We start from the raw sequence: 17,682 nt of genomic DNA, 5'->3' as shown, positions 1-17,682 counted from the left end.
AGAACAGAGCGCTGTCAACGGAGAACAGGGCGCTGTCAACGCAAGTGGGGCTCAGCTGTTGCGTCCGCGTGCCGCCACCGGCCACCGTTGCGGCTCAACCGAATCGGACTCGACGATCAGTTCGTCGACCAGGTTGACCGCTGTGCACACGTGATTGGGGATCACCCGGATCACCTCACCGACAGCCGGAATCGCCGCTGCGGTATCGGGATACTCGATGACCCCGTGATGCTCCGACAGGGAGGTGATCCGTGCGTCCGGCGCATCGGCCACCCGGCCGAATCCGGTTGCCCACCCGGGCCGGTCGGCACCGAGGATCTTGCTCCCGGCATCGACGACGATCCGGGTGCCGCTGCGGTGGACCACGGTGGTGACCGCCGACAACGACACGTCGTCGAATCCGCACGTCCCCAACTCGATCTGCTGTGCGTCGAAGAACGGGTAGACGCCGGGGCGGATCTCGGTGAGGATCCCGGTGTCGGCAAAGGCGATGGTCGGGGTCGATCCGCCACTGCGTACCCGTGGGTCGATTCCCGTGGCCCGTAACGATTCCGCTGCCGATGCCAAGGCGTCCGCCTCCTCGCGGGCGGCCCGCCGCCGGGAATCCCCGGGCCCGTATCCGTGACCGGGAAAGGTGAACACCCCCACCACGTCGAGGCCGGCGTCGACGGCGGCCGCCGCCACCGTGCCGGCATCGCCCGGTGCGACGCCGGTGCGATGCTGGCCCGAATCGACCTCCACGAGAACCTCGACCGAATATCCGAATCGTTTGCCGCCCAGCGTCATACCGAGTTGCCGGGCTCCCTCCACCGAGGCCACCCCGATCCGCAGCGACACCTGATCGGCGAGCGCGCGCAGCCGTGCACCCTTGTCGGCGGTCACCCACAACGGATAGGCGATGAACAGATCCCGGCATCCCGTCCGATCTGCGGCAGCCGCGAAGACCTCCGCCTCGCCGATCGTCGCGACCGTCAGACACTGCGCACCACAGGTGATCTGGCGCTCGGCGATCTCGATGCACTTGTGTGTCTTGGCGTGCGGTCGCAGTGCGATGCCGGCCTCGGCGCAGAGCCGCGCCATGGAGTGCAGATTGGCATCGAGCCGATCGGTATCGACCGACAGGTACGGGGTGTCGATCATCGGCGTCTCGGCCGTGGTTCGCCGAGGGCGGCGGCCGACTCGCGTCCGAGCAGGAACTCCTGATGCAGGATTCGCGTGGTCAGTCGTGGTGCGAAGCGTCGTCCGAGGTCGGCGAGATCGCCGAGCGGGGTCGAGATGTGTTGGGGGCGATGTTCGATCGCGTCGAGCACGCGCGCCGCGGCCCTGTCCGGACTCCACACGCCCGCCGACCGGCGGTAATCCTCGGTGGGACTGATCATCCGCGTCCGCACGAGCGGCAGTCGCACGTTGGTGAACGTGACGTGATCGGACAACGTCTCGACGGCGGTCGCATCGCTGAATGCCTCCAGGGCGGCCTTGGAGGCGGCGTAGGCGCTGAAGCGTCCACCGCGTGACTGCACCGCGATCGAGGTCACGTTGACGATGTGGCCGCAGTGCCGGCTTGTCATGTGCGGCAACAGCGCCAGCACCATGTTCACTGCGCCGAAGTAGTTCACCGCCATCACCCGGTGATAGTCGTGGGAACGGTCGACGGCATTGACGGTGGCCCGCCGGATCGACCGCCCGGCATTGTTGACGAGAACATCGACATGATCATGATCGACGAGGACGGACTTGACCATCGCCTGGACCGATTCCTCGTCGGTGATGTCGCAGACGACCGGGTACGCATGTCCGCGTGGCACACCGGGTGTCGGTGTGACGGAGTTGATCTCGCGTGCCGCGGAATCGAGTTCGTAGGCGTGGCGGGCCACGATGATGACCGTCGCACCCCGGGCCACACACATGCGGGCGGTGGACTTACCGATTCCCGACGAGCCGCCGGTGATGAGAATGACCTTGCCCACCAGAGGCCCTCGTGGGTCGGTGCGTCGGTGGCGGGCCGGATCGAGGTGGTGTGACCAGTACGTCCACAGGGCGGGTGCGTAGTCCTCGAGCGCCGGGGGTGGGCAGACCCCGAGGGGTGAGAGGCGGGTGATGGTCCGATCCGAGGAGAATCGCACGGGCAGATCCATCGCGTCGAGAAGTGCCGGTGGGATTCCCTGTTGTTCGGCGATGAGGTTGCGGCCCAATCGCAATGGGCCGAAGCCGGTGAGGGTCACCGCGGGTTCGACGAGTTGATGCGGTACCACGGTGATGCCGCGCGGCGCATGGAACGCGGGGGCGAGAGCGTTGTAGAGGTCGGTGATGCTGCGGTCGGTGCGATCGCCGAGGTGATGGACCCGGTGTGCGCTCGTGTCCTCGGCGAGGATCAGGGCGGCGAGCGCGTTGACGACGTAGTCGACCGGAACCACGTTGATGTGGCCCAGATCGGGGAACGGAAGTCGCAGTGCGGCAGGCAGTCTGGAGAACTGCCGGAGATGGCCGAAGAAATAGTAGGGTCCGTCGACCTTGTCCATCTCGCCGGTGCGTGAGTCACCGACCACCACCGACGGGCGATAGATGCGCCACCGCAGGTCTGCCCGGTCGCGGATGACCTTCTCCGCCTCGAACTTGGTGCGGTGATAGGCGGTCGGAAATCCCTGTCCGACGTCGAAGTCGTCCTCGGTGAACACGCCGCGGTGGTCGCCGGCGACGGCGATGGACGAGACGTGATGACAGGTGGCGTCATGGGCCAGGGCGAAGTCGGCGACGTGGGCGGTGCCGGCGACATTGGCCGCCTGTTGTGCGGCATCGTCGGCGGCCATGTCGTAGATGGCGGCGAGGTGGATGACGTGATCGACGTCGAGGTCGGTGTCGCGCAGGCCGAGTCCCGGTTCGGTGATGTCACCGACGACGGGGTGGATGCGCTCCCCGCCGGGCAGGTCGTCGGCGATCGCGGTGAGCCGGGCCAGTGAGGATGCGCGGACGAGCGCGTGGATGGTGGCGTCGGGCCTGCCGATCAGCAGGGCACGCAGCAGGCGCCGGCCGATGAAGCCACTGCCGCCGGTGACGAAGTAGGTGGACATGCGATCGCTCCCGATCTGCCGGGCGGGTTCTTACTGTCCGGTAAGGACGATTGTCCCAGCCTGACACTTCCAGTGTCCGATGGCAAGGATGGGACGCCGACCTCGACGGCCGGTGTCATCTCGCAGGACATCGGTGACACTTCTGCATCAGGACATCGGTGACGGTACGAGCGGTATTGGTGGTGACACTTCTTCATGAAATGTCCGCGAGGCAACGCTCTGTGCGAACTCGCGTGTCGCGGTTGCCGATGAGGGGAGCCTGACGCAATTGCTCGACGATTCGCGCCTGTGACGGTTCAGCAGCACCCTGTCGTGGCGCTGAGAACGTTGCGCAGCGCTTCCAACGAGTCCGGTTGCGCTCGGTAGTAGACGTTCATCCCCCGCCGGTCAGGTGCGACCATGCCGGCCTTGCGGAGCACCCCCAGGTGGTGACTTGTGGTGGCTTCGGTGAGCCCGACCGCGGTCGCGAGGTCGCAGGTGCAGATCCCGTCACCGGTGTCGGCGAGCAGGATCGAGACCAGCTTGATCCGCACGGGATCGGCAAGCGCCTTGAGACGCAACGCAATCTCCAGCGCGGTGTCGTCATCGAGCGGAGCCGCCGACACCGGCGCGCAGCAGATCGGGGCACTGATGTCGACCATCGGCAAGGTCTTCGGCATAACCCGACCATACCCGTGGTCTTGACATATGTCGAAAAGGTCGGCACTCTGCATGATGACCGTAGTTCGATATATGTCTCACAGGTGAAGGTGATGGTCATGTCCCGTATGCAGCTCGCACTCAACGTCGATGATCTCGGTACCGCGATCGAGTTCTACTCCAAGCTGTTCAACACCACCCCGGCCAAACGCAAGCCGGGCTACGCCAACTTCGCGGTCGCCGAGCCGCCGCTGAAGCTGGTGCTGCTGGAGAACCCCGGCCAGGGCGGCACCATCAACCATCTCGGTGTCGAGGTGGAGTCCAGCGAGAAGGTGCACGCTGAGATCGCCCGCCTGTCCGGTGAGGGCCTGTTTACGCAGGAGGAGATCAACTCCACCTGTTGTTTCGCGACGCAGGACAAGGTGTGGGTGACCGGGCCGGCGAAGGAGAAGTGGGAGGTCTACACCGTGCTCGCCGACTCCGACACCTTCGGCACCAGCCCGAAACTCCTGGAACAGAACGCCGCCGAGGAAGCCGAGCAGGGTTCGGTGTGCTGCGGTGGCAACGCCCCCGAACCGGCCGAGGCGCGCACCGCCTGCTGCTGAGGGGGTCGTGGCTCGCGCTCTCGCCTACCGCGCGATGCGGTCGGCGAGGGCGCGGATCCGGTGGGTGATGTCGTCGCGGATCAGCCGCATCCGTTCGACGCCGTCGATGCCCCGTTCGGAAGGTTCGTCGGTGTCCCACACCTCGAGGGCGACGCCGTCGGGTGGGGTGACGTCAGCGGTACCGACCACCACGACCAGGTCCACGGCTTGCATCAGGTCGTCGGTGAGTTGCCGCGGCTGATGTCCGGCGACGTCGGCGCCGACTTCGGCGAGTACCTGGGCGGACAGTTCGTTGACCTGGCCGCCGATCTTCGCACTCGTCCCGGCCGAGGATGGGGTGATCCGGCCGGTGACCGTGGGCGTGAGGTGTTCAGCCATCACCGATTTGCCGCGGTTGCTCACGCACACGAACAACACCTGCGGTGGCGTGCTCACTGGCCGACCCGCTGGTCGGCGGGTACCAGTTCGTCGAGCAGGCCCTCGACCAGTGCGCGGATCTGATCGCGGATCGAGCGGACCGCGTCAATACCTTGGCCGGCCGGGTCGTCGAGGGCCCAGTCGCGGTAGCTGACGCCGGGGAACACCGGGCACGCATCGCCACAGCCCATGGTGATCACGACGTCGGAGGATTCGACAGAGTCGGGGGTGAGGATCTTTGGTGACTGCGCGGAGATGTCGATACCGACTTCAGCCATCGCCTCGACAGCGGCCGGGTTGATCGAGTCGGCGGGCGCGGATCCGGCCGAGCGGACCTCGACGCTGCCCTGGCGAAGAGCGGTGAGGAAACCGGCGGCCATCTGCGATCGGCCAGCGTTGTGGACACATACAAACAGCACGCTAGGTCGAGAGAAAGACATAAGACACAAGCCCTTTCAGCTGTGAGGGAAGCTCGGAAAAGTTAGACCCGTTCGGCAGCGAGTCCGGAGAGAAGCTAGCGAACGCGGGCATCAAGATCGTCGCGGATCGCGCGAACCTCGTTGAGGGGACGGCCCTCGGGGTCTGAGACCGTCCAGTCCAGATAGCGCTTGCCGGGATAGATCGGGCACGCGTCGCCGCAGCCCATCGACACCACCACGTCAGCGGCAGCGACCACATCGTCGGTGAGCGGTTTGGGGTACTCGGTGCCCAAGTCGACGCCGATCTCAGACATCGCCTCGACGACGGTCGGGTTGATCGAATGCGCGGGCACCGATCCGCCGGAGCGCACGTGTACCCGACCGGCGGCGTGATGGGTCAACAATCCGGCGGCCATCTGCGAGCGGCGGGCGTTCTGCACACAGATGAACAAGACCTCGGGCACATCCTTGGGTACCGAACCCTCCGCCTGGGCCAGTGCGCGTAACCGATCAGCAGCGAATCGTCCCGCCAAGGTCGTCAGGTGCGCGTGCACCCGGGAGGTGCGCCGTAACGCGGTGTAGGACTCGAACACACAGCGTTCCACCGTCTGGCGAGACACCACACCCTCGTACTTGGTGGCCAGGTCAGCGGTGGTGCGGGCGAGCACGGTATGGTCATCAACAGTTCGGGTTGGGCGGTGTTCGCCGCGACTCAGCTGCTCGTCCAACACATTCTCAGGCATCGCGACCTGGCTCCTTCGATACATCTGGGCTAGAGGCGGTGCTCGGGCTGGTGAAGCGTTTCCGCAATGCCAGGGACACGTACACGAGGGCGACGAGGACCGGCACTTCGATGAGTGGTCCGATGACTCCGGCGAGAGTCTGGCCGGAGGTCGCACCGTAGGTGGCGATCGCGACGGCGATGGCGAGCTCGAAGTTGTTGCCCGCGGCGGTGAATGCGAGCGTGGTGGTCCGCTCGTAACCGAGTCCCATCACGGCGCCGAGGAGGAATCCGCCGCCCCACATCACCGCGAAGTAGATCAGCAGCGGGAGCGCGATCCGCACGACGTCCCAGGGTTGCGAGGTGATCTGCTCACCCTGCAAGGCGAACAGGATGACGATGGTGAAGAGCAGCCCGTAGAGCGCCCACGGACCCAACCGCGGGAGGAACGAGGATTCGTACCAGTCGCGGCCTTTGGTCCGTTCGCCGATGCGGCGGGTGAGGTAGCCGGCGACCAGGGGGATGCCGAGGAAGATCAGGACCGACTTCGCGATCTGCCACGGCGAGGCGTCGATCGTGGTCTGTTCCAGGCCGAGCCAGCCGGGTAGCACCGAGAGGTAGAACCAGCCCAGCACGGCGAACATGATCACCTGGAACACCGAGTTCAGCGCGACGAGGACGGCAGCGGCTTCGCGGTCACCGCAGGCCAGGTCGTTCCAGATGATGACCATCGCGATGCAGCGGGCCAGTCCGACGATGATCAGTCCGGTCCGGTATTCCGGCAGATCCGGGAGTAGCAGCCAGGCCAGCGCGAACATCAACGCCGGTCCGATGATCCAGTTGAGCAGAAGCGATCCGAGCAGCAGGCGACGGTCACCGGTGACCGAATCGAGCCGGTCGTAGCGCACCTTGGCCAGCACCGGGTACATCATGATCAGCAGGCCGAGGGTGATCGGCAGCGAGATGCCGTCGAGTTCTACCGCCGCCAGGGTGTCACCCAGGCCCGGGACAACTCGGCCGAGCAGCAGGCCGGCGACCATCGCGGCGCCGATCCACACCGGTAGGAACCGGTCGAGCATCGACAACTTTCCCGCGACCGCGGTGTCGGTGGCGGTCACTGGTCGGCCTCGCACGAACGCGTTTCCCCCACGACCGTGGCGAGATCTCCCAGCAGGGCTGACAGTTGTTGCAATGCTTCGGTATTCACGCGGTAGTACACCCAGGTCGCGCGCCGTTCGCTCGTCACCAGACCTGCCTGACGCAGAACCTTCAGATGATGCGAGATCGTCGGCTGCGACAGCTCGAACGGTCCGGAGATGTCGCACACGCACGCCTCGCCGCCCGGATGCGCAGCGACCTCCGAGAGCAACCGCAGCCGAACCGGGTCCGCGAGCGCCTTCAACAGTGGGGTGACAGCCCCGGTCTCGTCAGTGCTGAGGCCGCGGCCGGGTGGCAGCAGGAGATTCTTATTCGACACACGTCAATATTGATACACGTCGATTCAGGCGACAAGACGACCGATCTGGAGGCAGGCTTGTGTTTCGCATCGATATCCACGACACGCTGTCGGTTGGGCTTCGATCGAACCGACCTCGTCGGGTCAGATCACGCTGCCGCACTCAACGCTCAGACGGTGGCTGTTAACAACCCTATCGACCCTGTCGTGCGTCTGGCTATCTCGCAGTGGCCTGATGATGCACCGCGCGGAGTGGTCTCGACGTTCTGCGCCGAACACGGAATTTCCCGGAAGTCGTTCTACGAGTTGCGTAAACGTGCCAAGGACGAGGGGGCCGCGGCGGTGCTGGAACCCCGCACCCGCCGCCCGAAGTCGAGCCCGTCGGCGCTGAGTGACGAGGTCAAGGGCAAGCAGTCGCGGTGCGCGCTGCCCTAGAGGCTTCCGGTCTGGATCACGAACCGATCAGCGTGCATGACAAGATGCAGTCGATGGGCCTGACGGAGGTCCCCTCGACGGCATCGCTGGCCCGTATCTTGTCCTGCTCCGAACTGTCAGTACCTCCGGGACCGTCAGCGTGGATGCAGTCACCTACATATTCGGTGCCATCGAGTTGCCAGCACGCGTCCGGTGCCGGATAGACGAACCGCCGCCACGCCGAGCGAGGCTTCTTCTTCGGTTCACGGTGAGCCACACCGGCCTCGCGGAACACGGTCGTCATCGCCAACACCGACGGAGAGGTCGTTGTCGAGCACCCTCGACCCACTCCCGGAGTTAGCTACGTCGGCAATCGACAACCCCGCGGCCCACGCCCCACGAAGACCAGACCGTCACCGAAGTCCTGACACACCAAGTGTCACCGATGGCCTGACGCAGAACTGTCACCTATGTACCGATACATCACAGACCTAGACGGCCGGTGCGATGACCAGTATCGAACGCATGTTCTATGATGAACGGATGGGTTGGAACCAGGGGCCACCGACGTGGTCGGAGATGGAGCGAGTCCTCTCCGGGCGTGCGCGCGCCTCCGACGGTCACGATCGTCCCGGTGAGTTCTTCGGCCCCGGCGACGGTGGGGACTCGCCGGCCTGGTCACGTAAGCGTGGACCCTACGTGGCGCCGGAGATCCGGACCGAGTCCTCGTCGGTCCGCTACGCGGAACTGCACGCGCACAGCGCCTACAGCTTTCTCGACGGCGCGTCGATGCCCGAGGAGATGGTCGCCGAGGCGCAGCGGCTGGATCTGACGGCATTGTCGATCACCGACCACGACGGCTTCTACGGCGTGGTGCGATTCGCCGAGGCGGCAAGGGAATTCGGCATGCCGACGGTGTTCGGTGCGGAGCTGTCGCTGCAGCCGGATGTGGCCCGGACCGGCGTGACGGATCCGCCCGGCGAACATCTGCTGGTGCTGGCGCGAGACAGTGAGGGATATCGGCGACTGTCGCGGGTGATCGCCGACGCACACATGTCCGGAGGCGAGAAGGGGCTGCTGCGCTACGACGCCGACCGCCTCATCGCCGACGCCGGACATTGGCTGGTGCTGACCGGCTGTCGTAAGGGGGCGGTGCGCCGAGCGCTGGATCGCGGGGGGCTCCCGGCCGCGGAGAAGGCGCTCGGTGGTCTGATCGACCGCTACGGAGCCGGTGGTGTGGTCGTCGAACTCACCGCGCAGGGGCTTCCCGACGACGATGCCCGCAACGCGGCGCTGGCCGGTCTGGCCACCCGGTTCGGGATACCGACGGTGGCCACCGCCGGAGCCCATTTCGCCGGACCGCCACGACGTCGGCTGGCGATGGCGATGGCGGCGGTACGGGCCCGCACCGACATCGAGACCATCGAGGGATGGATGCCCGGGGTCGGCGGAGCGCACCTGCGCAGTGGCGACGAGATGGCTCGGATGTTGCCCGCACATCCCGAGGCGATCGACAACGCCGTGCAGATCGCTGCCGACTGCGCCTTCGAATTGGGTTTGATCGCACCGAAACTGCCGCCCTTCGATGTTCCCGACGGGCACACCGAGGCCACCTGGCTGCGGCATCTCACGATGACCCGGGCCGCCGCGAGGTATGGCACCCCCACGCGGCATCCCCAGGCGTATCGACAGATCGAACACGAACTGGCGATCATCGATACCCTCTCCTTCCCCGGGTACTTCCTCGTCGTCGCCGACATCGTCGACTTCTGCAAACGCAACGACATCCTCTGCCAGGGACGGGGGAGCGCCGCGAACTCCGCGGTCTGTTACGCCCTCGGCATCACCAATGTCGATCCGGTGGCCAACGAGTTGCTGTTCGAGCGGTTCCTCTCACCCGAACGTGACGGGCCGCCCGACATCGACGTCGACATCGAGTCCGACCGGCGGGAAGAGGCGATCCAGTACGTCTACCGGCGTTACGGCCGCGACTTCAGCGCCCAGGTGGCCAACGTGATCACCTATCGGCAACGGTCATCCGTACGCGACAGTGCCAAGGCGTTGGGCTATGCCACCGGGCAGCAGGATGCGTGGGCCACGATGCCGCAGGACGCGCCCGCCGACGTTCGTGAACTTGCCGACGAGATCGGGGGAATGCCAAGACATTTGGGAATCCACTCCGGTGGCATGGTGATCTGCGACCGGCCGATCGCCGACGTCTGTCCCACCGAGTGGGCTCGGATGGCCGACCGCAGCGTCCTGCAATGGGACAAAGATGACTGTGCGGCAATCGGTTTGGTGAAGTTCGATCTCCTGGGTCTGGGGATGCTCTCGGCGTTGCACTATGCGATCGATCTCGTAGCCGAACACAAGGACCTGCACGTCGACCTGGCCACCCTCGACCTCGCCGAGACCGCGGTGTACGACATGTTGTGCCGCGCCGACTCGGTCGGTGTGTTCCAGGTGGAATCCCGTGCGCAGATGGCCACGCTGCCACGCCTGAAGCCCCGCTGTTTCTACGATCTGGTGGTGGAGGTCGCGCTGATCCGTCCCGGGCCCATCCAGGGCGGGTCGGTGCATCCCTACATCCGGCGGCGCAACGGGACCGAGCCGGTCGGCGTCGAGCACCCGTCGATGTTCAAGGCGCTCGAACGCACGCTGGGGGTGCCGCTGTTTCAGGAACAGTTGATGCAGTTGGCCGTTGACGTCGCGGGCTTCGACGCCACCGAGGCCGACCAGTTGCGTCGGGCAATGGGTTCCAAGCGGTCACCGGAGAAGATGCAGCGACTGCGTCAGCGGTTCTACGACGGCATGGAGTCGACCCACGGGATCACCGGGGACACCGCCGACCGGATCTTCGAGAAGATGGCGGCCTTCGCCAATTTCGGTTTCCCGGAAAGTCATTCGCAGAGTTTCGCCTCGCTAGTGTTCTATTCGTCGTGGTTCAAGTTGCATCACCCTGCCGCTTTCTGTGCGGCGTTGCTGCGGGCGCAACCGATGGGCTTCTACTCGCCCCAGTCGCTGGTGGCCGATGCGCGCCGACACGGTGTGCGGGTTCACCGACCCGACATCAACCGTTCACGCGCCGAGGCGACCCTGGAAAATCATGGGGAGGAGGTCCGGCTGGGCTTGTCTGGGGTTCGTGGGGTGGGCGACGAGGTGGCCGAACGGATCATCGAGGCGCGTTGTGCCGACGGCGACTTCACCGGTCTCGCCGATCTGTCCCGACGAGCCGGGTTGACCACCCGGCAATTGGAGGGACTGGCCGGGGCGGGGGCCTTCGAGACGTTCGGACTCAGTCGGCGGCAGGCGTTGTGGGAGGCCGGTGCGGCGTCGACGGCGCGTCCGGAGCACCTCGATCTCCCTCAGGCATCAACGACCCCGATGCTGCCGGGACTCACCGATGTGGAGTTGGCCGCCACCGACGCGTGGGCCACCGGTATCACACCGGCGTCCTATCCGACCCAGTATCTGCGACCGCGATTGGCGGCGTTGGGGGTGATCCCCGCCGACGGTCTGTTGGCCGTCCCGGACGGTTCCCGGGTCCTGGTGGGCGGGGCGGTCACCCATCGTCAGCGCCCGGCCACGGCCTCGGGTGTGACATTCATCAACCTCGAGGACGAGACCGGCATGGTCAACGTCGTCTGTTCGGTGGGTTTGTGGTCGAAGTACCGGGAACTGGCGCATACGGCCACCGCACTGCTGGTCCGGGGTCGGGTGCAGAACGCCGAGGGCGCTGTCACGGTGGTCGCGGATCGCTTGCAGCGCATGGATCTTCGCGTGGGGTCTCGTTCGCGTGACTGGCACTGAGCGGAGAATCCGAGCGGATGGGGCACAATGTGTGCCACGAGTGAAATCACGCGTGCGACGACACGCGACTTCGTGGATCATGACCCGGGGTTCGTGGCATATCCGGCAGACGAGCCGTCCAGATATGACAGTGACAGTGTTTCTGTGTGAGAACGACGTGAGGGGAAGCGACGCATGCCGCAACAGGTGATCGTCACGGCCAAGCCGAGCAGCCGAAAGGGGCCGCTGGTCGAGACCGGACCCGATGGTGCGATCACCATTTTCGTGCGGGAGCCGGCCACCGAGGGCAAGGCCAACAAGGCCATCGCCGAGCTGCTCGCCAAGCACCTCGGAGTACCCAAGAGCCGTGTTGCCCTGGTCGGCGGTGCCACGTCCCGCACCAAGCGGTTCCGGGTGAGCTGAGCGGTGGACGCCACCCGGGGGCGGGCGATGGCCACCGACGAGATCCTTCATCGGCGCCGGGGCGAGGTGGCTTCGGCGACCTGACGACGAACGCGAAGCCCTCGCTCTGTGGTGGTCGGAGGCAGACACCCGACATCATCGCCGACAACGTCGACAATTTTCTGGAGACCGCGCTTCTCGAACTCGCCGACCGCTACGCCGTGTCCGTCGACTGACCGCTCGCCGCGAGGCCTCAGACCGAGCCGGCGAATCCCTGCTGACGCCACGCCTCATACACCGCGATGCTCGCTGCGTTGGCCAGATTGTGTGACCGCCGTCCGGCCAGCATCGGGATCCGGATGCGATCGGTGACCTCGGGTTCGTCCAGCACCTCGGCGGGAAGTCCGGTCGGCTCAGGCCCGAACAGCAACACATCGCTGGGCGCGTACTCGACGTCGGTGTGAAACCGCTCGGCGTGCGCGGTGAACGCGAACACCCGCTCCGGCTTGAGGGCGGTCCACGCGGTCTCGAGATTCGGGTGGACGGTCACCGTCGCCATCTCGTGGTAATCCAGCCCGGCACGTTTCACCTGCGCATCCGACATGGAGAACCCCAGCGGTTCGATCAGATGCAGTTCGCAGCCGGTGTTGGCGGCCAGCCGGATCGCGTTACCGGTGTTCGGTGGTATGCACGGCTGGTAGAACATGATGCGGAACATGGGATCCCATTGTGCCGGGCGCGTCGCACCCGGTGACCGTCAGAGCCCGGTCAACCCGGTGTTGGCCCCGCACAGGACCACACACAGGGTTGAATCATCATCGGCCGCAACAACTCCCGTGGTGACCGCGGCGACGGCGGTGGCGGTGCCGTGCTCCACGACGATCCGGAACCGTTCCCACAGCATCGTCCGAGCGCTGATGATCGCGGCGTCCGGCACGACGACGCTGTCCACGGCCCGCCCCGCGATACTCGCCCAGCAGATCTCGCCCACCCGGGTGGCGCCGAGCGAGTCGGCGGCCACGCTGTCGAGGTCGACGTCGACCGGGCCTCCGGCCGTGATCGCCTGATGCAGGCAGGAGGCACCGACGGGCTCGGCACCCACGAGCCGGTCGCCGGGCCGCAGTGTGGCCGACATCCCACCCAGCAGGCCACCTCCACCGACACACACGACGGTGGTCAGCGGGCCGTCGACGTCGTCGACGAGTTCGAGGCCGATGGTGCCTGCTCCGGCCACGATGTCTGGTCGGTCGTAGGCGTGCAGCGCCAGTGCGCCGCTCTCCAGCGCCATCCCGGCGGCCGCGTCGGCGGCATCCTGGTAGCGGGAACCGATCAGGTGGACCGTCGCGCCGAGGGCACGCAGTGCCGCGACCTTGACCGCGGGTGCCGACTCCGGGACGACGACCGTGCACCCGGTGCCGGCGAGGCGGGCCGCCCAGGCGGCGCCGATCGCGGCATTGCCGCCCGAGGCCACCAGGACGCCGGCCTCCGGGAGCCGTCCCTGGTCGCGTGCGCGGATCACCGCGTTGACGCTGCCGCGCGGTTTGAAGCAGCCACCGATCTGGGTGAACTCGAGCTTGAAGACCACCGGAACCGGCCCACGGCCGGTGGCGAGCTCTGCGTGGAGTAGCGGAGTACGGCGGACCGTCCCCGCGATCCGCGACTGCGCCGCGCGGACGTCGTCCGGCGTCACCGCCGCGACCATCGATGCCGACATGCCCAGAACGCTACCGCCGGGCCGGGCGCCGCCGCACAGGTGGAACAATGGTCGCCGTGAGTGCGATACGACTGGACGGCAAGGTCACCCGCGACGAGATCTTCACCGACCTCAGCGCCCGGGTAGAGAAGCTCCATGCGGCCGGCGTACATCCCGGGCTGGGGACCATTCTCGTGGGCGACGATCCGGGATCGCAGTCCTACGTCAAGGGCAAGCACGCCGACTGCGCGCGCATCGGCGTGGACTCGATCCGCAAGGATCTGCCGGCCGACGCCACCACCGACGAGCTCAACGCCGCCATCGACGAACTCAACGCCGATCCGGCCTGCACCGGGTACATCGTCCAGCTGCCGCTGCCGGCACACCTCGACGAGAACGCGGCGCTCGAGCGCATCGACCCGGCCAAGGACGCCGACGGTCTGCATCCGATCAATCTCGGCCGACTGGTCCTGGGCAAGGAGTCGACGCTGCCGTGCACGCCGCGCGGGGTCATCCACCTGCTGCGGCGTTACGACATCCCGATCGCCGGTGCCCGGGTGACGGTCATCGGTCGTGGCGTGACGATCGGGCGGCCCATCGGATTGTTGCTGACCCGCCGCAGCGAGAACGCCACCGTGACGCTGTGTCACACCGGCACCCGCGACCTCGCCGCCGAGGTGTCGCGCGCCGACATCGTCATCGCCGCCGCCGGGGTACCCCACCTGGTGACCGCCGACATGGTGAAGCCGGGCGCCGCGGTCATCGACGTCGGAGTGAGCCGCACCGATGACGGACTCCGTGGAGACGTGGCACCCGACGTGTGGGAGGTGGCCGGCCACGTCTCACCCAATCCGGGCGGTGTGGGCCCCCTGACCCGGGCGTTCCTCCTGGTCAACGTCGTCGAGCGGGCGGAGGCGCAACTCGCGGAGAAGCTGGGTCGATGACCGCCGACGCCACCGACCGGACCCGGCGGATTCACCGGGCGCGCATCGTCCGGGCGTGCATCGTGCAGATTCCGTATCTGCTGGTGATGCTCGGTGTGGTGGTGGCCGCGGGGTTGGTGCTCTTCGATCGCTGGCGGCGTGGTGCGTTCGTGTTCGGTTCCGCGCTCTTGCTGGGTGCACTTCTGCGCGCCCTGATTCCAACCACCAGGGTCGGATTGTTGCAGGTCAGGGGCCGGTTGTTCGACGTCGCCGCGATGGCGACGGTGGGTGGACTGATGCTGTGGCTGGCCACCTCGATCGACCCTTTGGGCACAGATTGATTACACTGGTGACCTCAGCGTGACATTCGGGGCCAAGAAGCGGCGCTCATCAGATCGAGGAATGACACGGTCGTTAGCGACACTAAGTAGGGATTGGCATCTCATCCATGTTGGAGACCAACAGCCAGGGCACTGACGGCGACGCGACGTCGCTGGGTGTCTCGGTGGGCGAGGGCATGATCCATTACGTCCTGATGACCCTTGACGACGCCGGCCGGACCGATGTCACCTCACGCGTCTTCGAGGTCGACCCCACCGACGGCCTCGACTCCGTCGGTCGCGTCAATGCCGGGATCGACCTCATGCTCGACGCGGCGCGGGCGGCCGATCGCCGTGTCGGACCGATCGGCGTCACCGCTCGGACCGCCACGCAGCGCCGCCGCCTGCGCTCGGGCGGGACGGGGACACGCCGACAGGTCTACCTGAGTTCCGACGAAGAGGCGGTGGCCGAATACCTCACCCGCACCGGCCAGATCGACCGCTTCACCGCCGTGGTGGTGGCCGATTGCGGTGACACCGGAATGTCGCTCTACACGGTGGATCCCGCTGCCGGGACGATTGCGTCGATCGAACGAACCGTGGTGATCAGTGGTCGTGCGCTGGATCGATCGCTCGCCGATCATGTTGCCGCGCAATCGGTCTCGGTCGGCCGGGAGGCGCAGACGCGACGTGGGCGGGAGTTGCTCGTCGGTGCTTGCCGGACCGCCAAGGAGGAGATCGGCGACGCGGTACCCGCATCCGGTGCGGGTGGTCTGCGTCTGACCCGGGCGGCGGTCGCCGAGGCGGCCGCGCCGATGGTGGCGGATGCGCGTGGAGTGTTCACGCGCTACGTCTCCGCGGTCGGTCGGCGCGGTCCGGCACCCGACGCGGTCGTCCTGGTGGGTGGCCTGGCGAATCTGCCGGTGATCCACGAACTCGCCGGCGACGTCGATCTGGAGGTGCTTGTACCGCCCTCCCCGGAGATCGTCGCCGCGACCGGCGCGGCGATGCTCGCCTCGTCGTCGTCGTCGACCGGCGGTCTCGGCTTCATCGGCGGGCATCGCGGGCCACGCTGGTCGCTGGCACCGGCGGCCCTGGTCGGTTGTCTGATCGCCGCCGTCGTGATGGCCGCCGTCGCGGTCGGCGCAACGCTGTCCACCGGGGATTCCCCGGCGCCGACGTCCACGGAGGGTGCCGAGGAGGTCGCGACCACCGACTACACCGGGTGGACCTCGACGACGCGTTCGACGACATCCGCCGAGATCAGCGCGGTGCTGCCGCCGACGATCGCACCACCGCCCGGCGGGTTTCAGTCACCGGGTTGGGCGACGACCGAACTGCCGCAGACCACGATCTCGGCAACGACGCTGACGCTGGTGCCGAACACACCGAGCACCACCACCGCGTCGCCGAATGTCACGTCGCCGAGCACCACGACCCCGACAACGCCACCGCCACTGCCGATTCCATCGCAATGGTTGCCGCCGGGACTGCTGCCGCTCATGCCGCCGCAGACGAGCACCCCGGCCCCGGACACGCCGGATCTGACACCCTATCCCGTCCCGGCGCCGCGGCAGCAGGCCGTGCCGTCCGCTGCGCCGACGACGACCACCACTCCGGCCGGCTGACCCGACTCGACGGCTGCGGCCGTGCCGATCGGCGACGATCAGCGGCGCGCGAGATCCACTGTGCGCTTGAGGAGATCGGCGATGGCGTCGAACTCGGTGAGAAAGCCGTCGTGGCCCTTGTCGGACCGGATCACCTGCAGACCGCCCACGCAGTTGCCTAGGCCGTCGGCGAGCTCCTGTTGTAACCGCAACGGGTACAGGCGATCCGAATCGATACCGGCGACGATGATCGGCACCTGACACGACCCCAGCGCCGCGGCGATGCCGCCTCGGCCGCGTCCGACGTCGTGATGGTTGAGAACCTCGCTCAGCACCACATAACTGCCCGGATCGAAACGTTCGATGAGCTTGTCCGCCTGGTGCTCGAGGTAGCTCGCGATCGCGTATCGCCCACCGCGCAAGGGGTTTTCACCATCCTGCGCAGAATCGCCGAACCGCTCGTCGAGTTCCAGTTCATGTCGATAGGTCAGATGCGCGATACGACGCGCGATCCCCATGCCGATCATCGGTGAACGGCCGGTGCCGTGATAGTTGCCGCCCTGCCAGTCCGGGTCGGCCGTGATCGCCGCGATCTGTGTTGTCTGCGTGCCGATCTGATCGGCGGTGGCGCGGGCACCGACCGCGAGCACCAGCGCGGTACGCACCTTGTCGGGGTAGGTGATGGCCCACTCGAGCGCACGGGCCCCACCCATCGAGCCGCCGAGAACCGCACCGATGCTGCGGATGTCGAGCGCCTCGAGGAGGGCGGCCTCGGCCCGCACCTGATCGAGCACGGTGATCTGCGGGAAGCGTGAACCCCACGGCCGCCCTTGGGGATCCGGCGAGGACGGACCGGTCGAACCGCGGCACCCGCCGAGCACGTTCGCCGAGATCACACACCATTCGTCGGTGTCGATCGCCGCACCCGGACCGATCAGGCCGTCCCACCATCCGGGGGAGGGCTGCTCGTCGGTCGCGGGTCCGGTGACATGGGAATCACCGGTCAGCGCATGCAGGGTGAGGACGACATTGTCGCGTTCGGGTGACAACGTCCCCCAGCGCTGGAACGCCAGGGTGACGTCGTCGAGCACCTCCCCGTTGTCCAGAGCCAACGACCCCACCCGCATGCGGACCATCTGCCCGTCGGGGACCTGCTCCCACTCGGGTTGATGCGCCGCGGAGGCCTGGGGGTCGATGCTCACCGACACG

Annotated in this window: 16 protein-coding genes and 2 pseudogenes; 7 read left to right on the top strand and 11 right to left on the bottom strand. The window is 66.9% G+C overall.

Annotation, left to right across the window (positions count from 1 at the left end):
* Positions 1–51: 51 nt before the first annotated feature.
* The 3 genes from ABLE94_RS08395 to ABLE94_RS08385 form a co-directional block, all read right to left on the bottom strand.
* Positions 52–1,140, bottom strand: coding sequence for an alanine racemase (locus ABLE94_RS08395; RefSeq protein ID WP_348808569.1), 1,089 nt, complete (start codon positions 1,138–1,140; stop codon positions 52–54).
* The gene (locus ABLE94_RS08390) at positions 1,137–3,068 is read right to left on the bottom strand and encodes an SDR family oxidoreductase (RefSeq protein ID WP_348808568.1); all 1,932 of its coding nucleotides are present in this window, start codon (positions 3,066–3,068) and stop codon (positions 1,137–1,139) included. The genes ABLE94_RS08395 and ABLE94_RS08390 overlap by 4 nt, the downstream gene beginning before the upstream one ends.
* A 296-nt stretch (positions 3,069–3,364) precedes the next feature.
* Positions 3,365–3,727, bottom strand: coding sequence for an Rv2640c family ArsR-like transcriptional regulator (locus ABLE94_RS08385; RefSeq protein WP_348808567.1), 363 nt, complete (start codon positions 3,725–3,727; stop codon positions 3,365–3,367).
* A gap of 99 nt (positions 3,728–3,826) precedes the next feature.
* On the opposite strand from ABLE94_RS08385, the gene ABLE94_RS08380 reads away from it, so the two are divergent.
* Positions 3,827–4,312 (top strand): ArsI/CadI family heavy metal resistance metalloenzyme, encoded by a 486-nt coding sequence (locus tag ABLE94_RS08380; protein ID WP_348808566.1) that lies wholly within the window; start codon positions 3,827–3,829, stop codon positions 4,310–4,312.
* Positions 4,313–4,336: 24 nt separating this feature from the next.
* Here ABLE94_RS08380 and ABLE94_RS08375 read toward each other — a convergent pair whose 3' ends face one another.
* The 5 genes and pseudogenes from ABLE94_RS08375 to ABLE94_RS08355 form a co-directional block, all read right to left on the bottom strand.
* Complete coding sequence (locus ABLE94_RS08375) at positions 4,337–4,747, bottom strand: arsenate-mycothiol transferase ArsC (protein ID WP_348808565.1); 411 nt, start codon at positions 4,745–4,747, stop codon at positions 4,337–4,339.
* The gene (locus ABLE94_RS08370; protein ID WP_348808564.1) at positions 4,744–5,169 is read right to left on the bottom strand and encodes an arsenate reductase ArsC; all 426 of its coding nucleotides are present in this window, start codon (positions 5,167–5,169) and stop codon (positions 4,744–4,746) included. The genes ABLE94_RS08375 and ABLE94_RS08370 overlap by 4 nt, the downstream gene beginning before the upstream one ends.
* A 74-nt stretch (positions 5,170–5,243) precedes the next feature.
* Positions 5,244–5,891: pseudogene (locus tag ABLE94_RS08365) on the bottom strand (arsenate reductase/protein-tyrosine-phosphatase family protein).
* Complete coding sequence (gene arsB / locus ABLE94_RS08360; RefSeq protein WP_348808562.1) at positions 5,884–6,987, bottom strand: ACR3 family arsenite efflux transporter; 1,104 nt, start codon at positions 6,985–6,987, stop codon at positions 5,884–5,886. Before arsB ends, ABLE94_RS08365 begins: the two are co-directional and overlap by 8 nt.
* Positions 6,984–7,346 carry an ArsR/SmtB family transcription factor gene (locus ABLE94_RS08355; RefSeq protein ID WP_348808561.1) on the bottom strand — a complete coding sequence of 121 codons (363 nt, stop codon included), beginning with the start codon at positions 7,344–7,346 and terminating at the stop codon, positions 6,984–6,986. Before ABLE94_RS08355 ends, arsB begins: the two co-directional genes overlap by 4 nt.
* Before the next feature lie 156 nt (positions 7,347–7,502).
* Between ABLE94_RS08355 and ABLE94_RS08350 the strand changes: the two are divergent.
* From ABLE94_RS08350 to ABLE94_RS08335, 3 genes and pseudogenes are all read left to right on the top strand, one after another.
* Positions 7,503–7,939 (top strand): annotated as a pseudogene (locus ABLE94_RS08350) (helix-turn-helix domain-containing protein); the annotation flags it as partial.
* A 343-nt stretch (positions 7,940–8,282) separates the two neighbouring features.
* Positions 8,283–11,549, top strand: coding sequence for an error-prone DNA polymerase (locus ABLE94_RS08340; RefSeq protein WP_348808560.1), 3,267 nt, complete (start codon positions 8,283–8,285; stop codon positions 11,547–11,549).
* Between the two features lie 174 nt (positions 11,550–11,723).
* A complete protein-coding gene (locus tag ABLE94_RS08335; RefSeq protein WP_348802631.1) occupies positions 11,724–11,951 on the top strand; it encodes a DUF167 domain-containing protein in 228 nt (75 codons plus the stop codon).
* A 232-nt stretch (positions 11,952–12,183) separates the two neighbouring features.
* Here ABLE94_RS08335 and ABLE94_RS08330 read toward each other — a convergent pair whose 3' ends face one another.
* Complete coding sequence (locus ABLE94_RS08330; RefSeq protein ID WP_348808559.1) at positions 12,184–12,648, bottom strand: tRNA (cytidine(34)-2'-O)-methyltransferase; 465 nt, start codon at positions 12,646–12,648, stop codon at positions 12,184–12,186.
* A gap of 39 nt (positions 12,649–12,687) precedes the next feature.
* Positions 12,688–13,644 (bottom strand): serine/threonine dehydratase, encoded by a 957-nt coding sequence (locus tag ABLE94_RS08325; RefSeq protein ID WP_348808558.1) that lies wholly within the window; start codon positions 13,642–13,644, stop codon positions 12,688–12,690.
* 56 nt (positions 13,645–13,700) lie between these two features.
* On the opposite strand from ABLE94_RS08325, the gene ABLE94_RS08320 reads away from it, so the two are divergent.
* The 3 genes from ABLE94_RS08320 to ABLE94_RS08310 all read left to right on the top strand — a co-directional run bounded on the left by ABLE94_RS08320 (position 13,701) and on the right by ABLE94_RS08310 (position 16,494).
* Positions 13,701–14,567 carry a bifunctional methylenetetrahydrofolate dehydrogenase/methenyltetrahydrofolate cyclohydrolase gene (locus ABLE94_RS08320; RefSeq protein ID WP_348802627.1) on the top strand — a complete coding sequence of 289 codons (867 nt, stop codon included), beginning with the start codon at positions 13,701–13,703 and terminating at the stop codon, positions 14,565–14,567.
* Positions 14,564–14,887: a DUF3017 domain-containing protein gene (locus ABLE94_RS08315; RefSeq protein WP_348802626.1), complete on the top strand. Its 324-nt coding sequence runs from the start codon at positions 14,564–14,566 to the stop codon at positions 14,885–14,887. The genes ABLE94_RS08320 and ABLE94_RS08315 overlap by 4 nt, the downstream gene beginning before the upstream one ends.
* Before the next feature lie 107 nt (positions 14,888–14,994).
* Complete coding sequence (locus ABLE94_RS08310; protein WP_348808557.1) at positions 14,995–16,494, top strand: molecular chaperone; 1,500 nt, start codon at positions 14,995–14,997, stop codon at positions 16,492–16,494.
* A 38-nt stretch (positions 16,495–16,532) separates the two neighbouring features.
* On the opposite strand, the gene metX is transcribed toward ABLE94_RS08310, so the two are convergent.
* Complete coding sequence (metX, locus tag ABLE94_RS08305; RefSeq protein ID WP_348808556.1) at positions 16,533–17,681, bottom strand: homoserine O-acetyltransferase MetX; 1,149 nt, start codon at positions 17,679–17,681, stop codon at positions 16,533–16,535.
* Position 17,682: the final 1 nt, after the last annotated feature.

Origin of the sequence: Gordonia sp. VNK1, from assembly GCF_040049135.1 — a bacterium.
Lineage (GTDB): Bacteria > Actinomycetota > Actinomycetes > Mycobacteriales > Mycobacteriaceae > Gordonia > Gordonia oleivorans.
This window is presented reverse-complemented; position numbering and strand designations above follow the sequence as displayed.

What these genes read in the sequence shown, in the direction of transcription:
- ABLE94_RS08395 (WP_348808569.1), bottom strand. Translation starts at nt 1,140, where the DNA reads ATGATCGACACCCCGTACCTGTCGGTCGATACCGATCGGCTCGATGCC.
- ABLE94_RS08390 (WP_348808568.1), bottom strand. Translation starts at nt 3,068, where the DNA reads ATGTCCACCTACTTCGTCACCGGCGGCAGTGGCTTCATCGGCCGGCGC.
- ABLE94_RS08385 (WP_348808567.1), bottom strand. Translation starts at nt 3,727, where the DNA reads ATGCCGAAGACCTTGCCGATGGTCGACATCAGTGCCCCGATCTGCTGC.
- ABLE94_RS08380 (WP_348808566.1), top strand. Translation starts at nt 3,827, where the DNA reads ATGTCCCGTATGCAGCTCGCACTCAACGTCGATGATCTCGGTACCGCG.
- ABLE94_RS08370 (WP_348808564.1), bottom strand. Translation starts at nt 5,169, where the DNA reads ATGTCTTTCTCTCGACCTAGCGTGCTGTTTGTATGTGTCCACAACGCT.
- ABLE94_RS08340 (WP_348808560.1), top strand. Translation starts at nt 8,283, where the DNA reads ATGGGTTGGAACCAGGGGCCACCGACGTGGTCGGAGATGGAGCGAGTC.
- ABLE94_RS08335 (WP_348802631.1), top strand. Translation starts at nt 11,724, where the DNA reads ATGCCGCAACAGGTGATCGTCACGGCCAAGCCGAGCAGCCGAAAGGGG.
- ABLE94_RS08330 (WP_348808559.1), bottom strand. Translation starts at nt 12,648, where the DNA reads ATGTTCCGCATCATGTTCTACCAGCCGTGCATACCACCGAACACCGGT.
- ABLE94_RS08325 (WP_348808558.1), bottom strand. Translation starts at nt 13,644, where the DNA reads ATGTCGGCATCGATGGTCGCGGCGGTGACGCCGGACGACGTCCGCGCG.
- ABLE94_RS08315 (WP_348802626.1), top strand. Translation starts at nt 14,564, where the DNA reads ATGACCGCCGACGCCACCGACCGGACCCGGCGGATTCACCGGGCGCGC.
- ABLE94_RS08310 (WP_348808557.1), top strand. Translation starts at nt 14,995, where the DNA reads ATGTTGGAGACCAACAGCCAGGGCACTGACGGCGACGCGACGTCGCTG.